We start from the raw sequence: 8,836 nt of genomic DNA, 5'->3' as shown, positions 1-8,836 counted from the left end.
CAAACTTGGCCGCCAGCACCGTCGTGATCGCCGCCGTCAGCGTCGTCTTGCCATGGTCCACGTGACCAATCGTGCCCACGTTCACGTGCGGCTTGGTCCGCTCAAATTTCTCTTTTGCCATTTTTCAATTCCTAAAGAACAAACCCGTGTCACGGTTTAAGGTCTGCACCACACTGCTGGTTCGCCCCGCACGGGGACAGGGCGGCGCATGGTCGCAGACCGGCTGAATCAGTTACTTGGCGCGCGCGGCCACAATGGCCTCGGACACGTTGCGCGGCGCTTCGGAGTAGTGCTTGAACTCCATGGTGTACGTTGCACGGCCTTGCGACATCGAACGCAGCGTGGTCGAGTAGCCAAACATTTCCGACAGCGGCACTTCGGCCTTGATGGCCTTGCCACCGCCGACCATGTCTTCCATGCCCTGCACCATGCCGCGACGGCTGGACAGATCGCCCATCACGTTGCCGGCGTAGTCTTCAGGGGTTTCCACTTCCACGGCCATCATGGGTTCCAGGATGACCGGGCTGGCCTTCTTGCAACCTTCCTTGAAACCAAAGATGGCCGCCATCTTGAACGCCATTTCGGACGAGTCCACGTCATGGTACGAGCCGAAGTGCAGCGTGACCTTGACGTCCACCACCGGGAAGCCCGCCAGCACGCCTGCGTTCAGGGCCTCGATCACACCCTTCTCGACCGCCGGGATGTACTCGCGTGGCACCACACCGCCCTTGATGGCGTCGACGAACTCAAAGCCCTTGCCGGCTTCATTGGGTTCGATCTTGAACACCACGTGACCGTACTGGCCCTTGCCGCCCGACTGGCGGACGAACTTGCCTTCGGCTTCGTCCACGCTCTTGCGGATGGTTTCACGGTAAGCGACCTGCGGCTTGCCCACGTTGGCTTCCACGCCGAATTCGCGCTTCATGCGATCGACGATGATTTCCAGGTGCAGCTCGCCCATGCCGGAGATGATGGTCTGGCCGGATTCTTCGTCGGTCTTCACGCGGAAGGACGGGTCTTCGGAGGCCAGGCGCTGCAGTGCAATGCCCATCTTTTCCTGGTCGGCCTTGGTCTTGGGCTCCACGGCCTGTGCGATGACGGGCTCGGGGAAGATCATGCGCTCGAGCATGATGATGGAATCCGGATCGCACAGGGTTTCACCCGTGGTCACATCCTTCAGGCCCACGCAGGCAGCGATGTCGCCGGCGCGGATTTCTTCCACCTCCAGGCGGTTGTTGGCGTGCATCTGCACGATACGGCCGATGCGCTCCTTCTTGCCCTTGACGGGGTTGAAGACCGAGTCGCCCTTCTTGAGAACGCCCGAATACACGCGCACGAACGTGAGCTGGCCGACGTACGGGTCGGTCATCAGCTTGAATGCCAGCGCAGACAGCTTTTCATCGTCCGCAGCCTTGCGCGATGTGGGCGCCTCGTTGTCGTCGGTGCCACCGACCGGAGGAATGTCCACCGGCGAAGGCAGGAAGTCGATCACCGCGTCGAGCATGCGCTGCACACCCTTGTTCTTGAACGCGGTGCCACACAGCATGGGCTGGATTTCCGTGGCCAGCGTGCGGGCGCGGATGCCCTGCTTGATTTCGGCTTCGGTCAGGTCACCTTCCTCAAGGTACTTGTTCATCAGCTCTTCGCTGGACTCGGCCGCGGCTTCAAGCATTTTCTCGCGCCACTCTTTGGCTTGCGCCTCCAGCTCGGCCGGGATGTCCTTGAATTCGAACTTCATGCCCTGCGAGGCTTCGTCCCAGATGATCGCCTTCATCTTGATCAGGTCGACCACGCCGGTGAAGTTCTCTTCGGCCCCAATGGGAATCACGATCGCCACGGGGTTGGCCTTCAGGCGCAGCTTCATCTGGTCATAGACCTTGAAGAAGTTGGCACCGGTGCGGTCCATCTTGTTGACGAAGGCCAGGCGCGGCACCTTGTACTTGTTGGCCTGGCGCCAGACGGTTTCCGACTGGGGCTGCACACCGCCAACGGCACAGTAAACCATGCAGGCGCCATCGAGCACGCGCATGGAACGCTCCACCTCGATGGTGAAGTCCACGTGGCCGGGGGTGTCGATGATGTTGAAGCGGTGCTCAGGGTAGGACAGGTCCATGCCCTTCCAGAAGCAGGTGGTGGCAGCGGACGTGATCGTGATGCCACGCTCCTGCTCCTGCTCCATCCAGTCCATGGTGGCCGCGCCATCATGCACTTCGCCAATCTTGTGGTTCACACCGGTATAGAAAAGGATGCGCTCGGTCGTGGTGGTCTTGCCGGCATCGATGTGCGCGGAAATACCGATGTTGCGATAACGCTCAAGGGGCGTGGTGCGGGACATGGAAATACTCCGAAAAGGGATCGAGCCCGCCACCCCCTGTCAGGGAACGCGGGCTCTCGGTTCTGGATGCTCTGATATGAGGGCGGCAGCCCGGATCAGAAGCGGAAGTGGCTGAACGCCTTGTTGGCTTCGGCCATGCGGTGGACCTCGTCACGACGCTTCATGGCGCCGCCACGGCCTTCGGTGGCCTCGATCAGCTCGTTGGCCAGGCGCAGGGCCATGGACTTCTCGCTGCGCTTGCGGGCGGCTTCCTTGATCCAGCGCATCGACAGCGCCAGGCGGCGCACGGGCCGGACTTCCACCGGCACCTGGTAGTTGGCACCACCCACGCGGCGGGACTTCACCTCCACCATAGGCTTGACGTTGTTGATGGCCACGGAGAAGGTTTCCACCGGATCCTTGCCGGTCTTCTTCTCGATCTGCTCCAGCGCACCGTAAATGATGCGCTCGGCAACCGCCTTCTTGCCGCCTTCCATGATCACGTTCATGAACTTGGAGAGCTCGACATTGCCGAACTTGGGATCCGGCAGGATTTCACGTTTAGGGACTTCGCGACGACGTGGCATTTTTTCACCTCAATATTGCTTCAGTTGGCATCTTTTCAGACACCGCGAGAGCCAAGCAGGGCCCTCACTTACTTGACCCGCACGGACGATTCCGTGTTGTGGGCCTTGGCGCCTGCCCCACCTGCCAGGTGGAACAAACCCCGAAACAAGGCCGGTCAGGCCTTCTTGGGACGCTTCGCGCCGTACTTGGAGCGCGACTGCTTGCGGTCTTTCACACCCTGCAAGTCGAGCGAGCCGCGCACGATGTGGTAACGCACACCGGGCAGATCCTTGACACGACCGCCGCGAACCAGCACAACGCTGTGTTCCTGGAGGTTGTGGCCTTCACCACCGATATAGGAAATGACCTCGAAGCCATTGGTCAGGCGCACCTTGGCGACCTTGCGCAACGCGGAGTTGGGCTTCTTGGGGGTCGTGGTGTACACGCGGGTGCACACACCGCGACGCTGCGGAGAGTTCTCCATGGCCGGGCTCTTGGATTTGGTCTTTTCGACCTCCCGGCCGTGGCGCACGAGTTGGTTGATGGTTGGCATTGAAAAACGTCCCTAAACGTTTGAAAAAAGCGAAAACGGAAATCTCTTCGGAAGAACCCGAAAAGCCCGCTAATGTAGCACGGGCATGGGTTTCTGACAATGTCACCAGGCCCCTGCCTGGCAAGGATCACTGAATCCAGAGGCGGATCGCGTCCCAGGCGCGGCCAAAGACGCCACTTTCCTCGACTGTGTCCATCACGGTGAGCGGGATTTCCGCCACCGTGGCGCCGCTGGCCAGCGACACCTTGAGGGTGCCCACAGCCTGGCCTCGCGTGAGCGGGGCCACCAGGGGCTCTGGCCGGATCACTTCGGACTTCAGTTTGGCGCCTTCGCCCGCAGGCACCGAGATCACCACACCTTCGGGACGACCCAGCCGAACCTGTTCGGCCTTGCCCTTCCAGATGCGCGGTGTGGCCACAGGCGCACCTGCGGAAAACAGGCGCACCGATTCGTAGGCGGTGTAACCCCAGTTCAGAAGCTTCTGGCTCTCGGCGGCTCGTGCGTTTTCGCTGGTGGCACCCAGCACCACGCTGAGCAGCCGCCTCTGGCCTTGCGCGCCCTCGCCCAACCCGGGCACCTGGCGACGCGCCGTCGCCACCAGGCAGTAGCCAGCGGCATCGGTATGACCGGTCTTGAGTCCGTCGACGCTGGGGTCGCGGAACAGCAACAGGTTGCGGTTCGTGTCGTTGGCGGCCGGCGTTCCGGGGTAGCGGTAACGCTGAATGGCGTAGTAGGGCACGTACTGGGGAAAGTCGGCCATCAGGCGCGTAGCCAGGGTGGCCAGGTCGCGCGCGGTGGTGGTATGGCCCGCCTCGGTCAGGCCTTCGGGGTTGCGGTAGCTGGTGCCCTTGAGCCCCAGCGCCTTGCCTTGCTCGTTCATGAGCTGCACAAAGCGTTCGACCGAGCCTGCCACGCCTTCGGCCAGCGCCACGGTGGCGTCGTTGCCGGACTGCACGATCATGCCCTTGATGAGGTCTTCCACCGGCACTTGCATCTTGGGGTCGATGAACATGCGAGAGCCCGGCATTTTCCAGGCTCGCTCGCTCACGCCGAAAGTCTGCGTCAGGCTGATCTTGCCGGACTTCAACGCATCGAAGACCAGGTAGGCGGTCATGAGTTTGGTGAGCGAGGCCGGCTCGACCGGCTGGTCGGCTTCCTTGGTGGCCAGCACCTGCCCCGAGGTCACGTCCAGCAGCAAATAGGCTCGGGCGGCAACCTCGGGCGCAGCGGGCATCTGCGCGGTCGCAGGCAGCACAGCCCCCAGTGTCAGGCAGGTCATCAGAATTCGGGAAAAGAAGCGACGCAACAAAATCCGGTCCTCAAAAAATGGAAGGCAGTGGCTGCGGGCCTTCAGGCACGCAGGTGACGCAAGACCAGTTCGCGCAACAGGGGCAACTGGCCGTGAAAGAAATGACCACCCCCAGGCACCACCAGCACCGGCAGCACCTGAGGCCGAGCCCAGTCCATGACGGCCGACAGTGGCACGGTATCGTCTTGCTCGCCATGAACGACCAGCGTTCGGCCGTGGAGTTCCGCAGGAACTGGCATCGCCTCAAATCGGCTGGCCGCCGTGCCGACGAGCACCACTCGCTGCAAGTCACGCTGGCTGTACAGGCGTTGCACGGCATGGGTTGTGACGAATGCACCGAACGAGAACCCCGCCAGACACAAAGGCCCGGCCGGTGCCATGGCGTCGACGACGGCCAGCAGGTCTTCGAGCTCTCCACGGCCTTCGTCGTAGGCACCCTCGCTGCGACCCACTCCGCGGAAGTTGAAGCGAACAGCAGTCCAGCCATCGAGCACACAGGCTCGCGCCAGTGTCTGGACCACCTTGTTGGTCAGGGTGCCGCCATGAAGCGGATGGGGGTGCGCAATGAACGCCGTGCCGCGCGCCGATGCTGTTGGCCGGTCGACGGCCACTTCGAGCTGGCCGGCGGGGCCGTCCAGCTGCAGGATTTCGGTCTGGGCATTCATGCGCGGTCTTCGGGCGCCTTCACCGACCCACGTCGGGTGGGGTCAACAGGCGCTGGACCACGACACCATCCCGCAGGTGCGATTGCACGATTTCGTCGATGTCGTGCTGATCGACGTAGCTGTACCAGACCGCTTCGGGATACACCACCGCGATGGGCCCGCCGGCACAGCGGTCAAGGCAGCCGGCCTTGTTCACGCGCACCTTGCCAACACCCAGCAAGCCATGCGCCTTGGCCTGCGACTTGCACCGGTCGAAGGCAGCTTGTGCCTGGTGGTCAGCGCAGCACGCTTCACCGTTTGCGCGCTGGTTCAGGCAAAAGAAAATGTGCCGTTCGTAGTAAGACGTGTTGTCGCTCATGCCGGGATTTTAGGCCGCGCCGCGGGGGGGCCGGGCCACAGCGCGAAGCCCGAACCACAGCGCGGCAAAGGGCCACAGCCAGCCCAGCCACTGTGAGAGTCCGTGAAACCGGATAAACCGTCCCTGCTCCCACACCTCCAGCGACTGCGCGAAATACGGGCTGTCGGGCGCGCTGTTGAGCAGGGTCAGAGACACCGCCAGGCACAGCAGCATCACCACATGGCAGAGTCTTCGGGACAGCCACAGTGCCGCAACGCCCAGCACCAGCGCCAGGCCGATGCCCAGTTCGGCTTGCGGATTCATCCAGGCCCAGGCGTGCGAGGGCCCGTAGGTGAGCGCGGCAGATAGGCCAGCGGCGCCCAGGGCACAAAGGAACAGCATGACCAGGAACACCGCGCGGCGCGCCACCGAGCGCATTTCGCCCAAACCCATGAGCAGCGGCGCCAGCAAGCACAGGGCGATGCAGAACGCCTCCGACAAAGGGCTCATTGGCAAGGGCAGCTCCAGCCGCACCGGCGCCCAGGCCAGGAAGGGTGTTTCGTCCAGCACCTCCAGCATGCCGGCCTCGAGCCGATCCCACACTTGCCCCAGGCCAAAAGGCACCGACAGGGGATACAGCAAAGCAAATGGCCAGAGGGCCAGCAACACGATGCTGCCATGCGCGGAGGGTTCGAACCAGTCCGCACGGAACTGGCTCCAGCGGCGCAGCAACCCCACCCGTTCCGCCACCCAGGCTGTGACCGCTCCGATCAGTGTGCCGGCGGCATTGAGCGCCAGATCGACGTTGGAAGGCACGCGCATTGGCAGGTAGGTTTGCGCCGTCTCCACGCCCAGCGACAAAAGCACCGGGAGGCCCAGCGCCATCGTCCAGGACCCGGCCTCCCAGCCCGAACGACGCATGGCCAGGGTGAGCAGAAAACCCAGCGGGGCGTATCCCAGCAGGTTGGAGGCCACGTCAAAGCCCGTCCAGTACTGGGGAAAAGGCGCCAGGAGGTAGGCAAAAGGCGACACGCCCTGAACGCGCCAGCCGGTAAAGGGGTACAGGCTGGCGTACACCACCAGCCCGGCGAACAACAGCGCCAGCGGCCAGGCAGAGGAGCGGGTGTTCAAGGTGGCGAACCTGGTCTCAGAAGGGCTTGACGACCACCAACACCACCACCACGACCAGCAGGATGACCGGCGCCTCGTTGAACCACCGGTACCAGATGTGACTGCGGCGGTTTGCACCTTGCTCGAAGCGTCGCAAGAGGCTGCTACATGCGTGGTGGTATCCCAGGACGACCAGCACAGCCGCCAGCTTGGCGTGCATCCAGCCATTGCCCGGACCCTTGCCGATGCCGTAGCCCAGCCAGAGCCAAAGGCCCAGCACCAGAGCGGGCACGGCCAGGAGATGGGTGAATCGCATGAGCTTTCGCGCCATGAGAAGCAAGCGCTCACGTTCAGAGACACTCTCTGGCGGCACCATGGCCAGGTTCACGAAGATGCGCGGTAGGTAGAAGAGACCGGCAAACCAGCTGGCCACGAAGACGATGTGGAAGGATTTGACCCAAAGCATGCGGGCAGTGTAGCCCCGCCTCCGGGCGGGCAGGGCGGCCCGCTTGAAAGCGATGGGCCAAAAAAAGACCCGGCCTTTGGGGCCGGGTCAGGAAGCCTTTTTGCTGTCACACACTAAGGCACCCGCTCAGGGAGGAAAAGCGGGGGGCCACCTTTCGACAGCCCGCAGGAATGGTACACGAATTCACCTTAAGACCCAAGCAACCTGTCAGATCTGACATTGATTAAGTTGCAATTTTGCAGTAATAGAAAGAACTACATCATTTTGGCGAGCTCGAACATGACCGCCGTCCCCAGCGCTTCGCGGATGTTGCCCCGGCCGACCTTGGCCATGGAAAACTCGCCAAAGCCCGACATGTCAAACGAACTGTCGTCGGGCGATATCTCGACAAACGGGAACTCGTACACCTCGCGCAGCAGATCGCGGCGAAAGGCGTCGAACTCGTGGTCCTTGATCTCGGAGTCGACGACGATGAGGTTGGGCATTCGGCGGCGAATGGCTTCGCGCGCTTGCGAGAAGTCAACCACGCTGTCGGAGACGATGCCGATTTCGCGCAGCGCATCTCGCACGTCGGCACGAATCTGCAGCGTGGGCGAAATCGTCAGAACATAGATGCCCGAAAGCGACTTGAACATGGACGAGTGCTCGTCCGAGAGGTCCACCGCCGATATCCCGTCCACGGCCTGCACCGTGCGATTGAACAGCGCGGTGAAGTTCACGCCCTCGTCACTGATGGTGCGTTCAATCTCGATGCCGCCAGAAGCCAGGGCGATCTGGCGAACCAGCATCCAGCTCACGCTGTCGGCAGAAGCATGGCTGGAAGGTGGCGAGCCGTCGTTGGACACGCGCACCTGGAAGCGCGCATGTTCCGGCCAGTGGTTGAGGTCCATGCGCACGTCGATGCGGTTGCCAAACGGCATGCTCCAGTCGAGGACAGCGTTGACGAAAGCGTAGGCCACCGTGGGATCGATCAGCACCTCGACCGGCTTGAGCTTGCGACGCAGCTCCACGCCAAGAATGGCCAGTTCCTGCTTACGCTCCTGAAGCAGGTCTTCCAGCAACGCGGCCATGTTCACTTTTTCGTGCGACTGCCGGATGCGGCCGCCGTGGAACCGGTGAATTTGCTGGGCACCGAGGCCAGCGGCCTTGATCCGCTCGGCAGGAATGCTCAGCGCGCGGTGCTCCAGTTTGCTGATGTGTCCCTTCTGCAGCAGCAGGTCAATGCTGTTTTGCAGCGCACTCACACCTTCGGTGATCTGGTCCGCCAGGCCCGACAGCAGCGCTGGCCAGTGCGCGTCAAGCGTCCAGCCTTCGGGCTCGCGCTCCCCCGCTGGCTGGTTGGCCGTTGTGGGAGATGTGCTGGTCTTCTTGGTGGTCAACATGTCGGGCAAACGCCGGCGTGGCGTTCAAAAGGTCGTGTTTGATGGGACAACTGGAAAATATCACCGTCGAGGTCCGCCCGCCCCAAAACCGGGAGCAGTATTTTCTTCTTACTGTGGAGTTCGCCACACAGCC

At 62.5% G+C, this 8,836-nt stretch carries 10 protein-coding genes; all 10 read right to left on the bottom strand.

The features are described from left to right. Positions 1-121: GTP-binding protein (locus tag AB7F11_RS19810; protein WP_253194645.1), on the bottom strand; the 121-nt coding region annotated here is incomplete at its 3' end. A 111-nt stretch (positions 122-232) separates the two neighbouring features. Next, the gene (gene fusA, locus AB7F11_RS19805) at positions 233-2,335 is read right to left on the bottom strand and encodes an elongation factor G (RefSeq protein WP_428291006.1); all 2,103 of its coding nucleotides are present in this window, start codon (positions 2,333-2,335) and stop codon (positions 233-235) included. Between the two features lie 95 nt (positions 2,336-2,430). Further along, a complete protein-coding gene (gene rpsG, locus AB7F11_RS19800) occupies positions 2,431-2,901 on the bottom strand; it encodes a 30S ribosomal protein S7 (protein WP_086126948.1) in 471 nt (156 codons plus the stop codon). Between the two features lie 155 nt (positions 2,902-3,056). Further along, entirely contained in the window at positions 3,057-3,434 is a 378-nt protein-coding gene (gene rpsL, locus AB7F11_RS19795; RefSeq protein WP_068169701.1) for a 30S ribosomal protein S12, read from the bottom strand. A gap of 127 nt (positions 3,435-3,561) precedes the next feature. Continuing rightward, positions 3,562-4,713 (bottom strand): D-alanyl-D-alanine carboxypeptidase family protein, encoded by a 1,152-nt coding sequence (locus AB7F11_RS19790; RefSeq protein WP_428291007.1) that lies wholly within the window; start codon positions 4,711-4,713, stop codon positions 3,562-3,564. 71 nt (positions 4,714-4,784) lie between these two features. Next, complete coding sequence (locus AB7F11_RS19785) at positions 4,785-5,408, bottom strand: alpha/beta hydrolase (RefSeq protein ID WP_428291008.1); 624 nt, start codon at positions 5,406-5,408, stop codon at positions 4,785-4,787. Between the two features lie 19 nt (positions 5,409-5,427). After that, the gene (locus tag AB7F11_RS19780) at positions 5,428-5,766 is read right to left on the bottom strand and encodes a (2Fe-2S) ferredoxin domain-containing protein (protein WP_428291009.1); all 339 of its coding nucleotides are present in this window, start codon (positions 5,764-5,766) and stop codon (positions 5,428-5,430) included. 9 nt (positions 5,767-5,775) lie between these two features. After that, a complete protein-coding gene (locus AB7F11_RS19775; RefSeq protein WP_428291010.1) occupies positions 5,776-6,876 on the bottom strand; it encodes a VanZ family protein in 1,101 nt (366 codons plus the stop codon). A gap of 16 nt (positions 6,877-6,892) precedes the next feature. Then, positions 6,893-7,321: a CopD family protein gene (locus AB7F11_RS19770; RefSeq protein ID WP_428291011.1), complete on the bottom strand. Its 429-nt coding sequence runs from the start codon at positions 7,319-7,321 to the stop codon at positions 6,893-6,895. 254 nt (positions 7,322-7,575) lie between these two features. After that, positions 7,576-8,703, bottom strand: a complete 1,128-nt coding sequence (locus AB7F11_RS19765) for a hypothetical protein (protein ID WP_428291012.1) — start codon at positions 8,701-8,703, stop codon at positions 7,576-7,578. Between the last annotated feature and the right edge of the window lie 133 nt (positions 8,704-8,836).

It is taken from the genome of Hydrogenophaga sp. (genome assembly GCF_050250835.1).
Taxonomy (GTDB): Bacteria; Pseudomonadota; Gammaproteobacteria; order Burkholderiales; family Burkholderiaceae_C; genus Hydrogenophaga.
The sequence above is the reverse complement of the archived record's forward strand: the minus strand, read 5'-3'. Positions and strand labels throughout refer to the sequence as shown.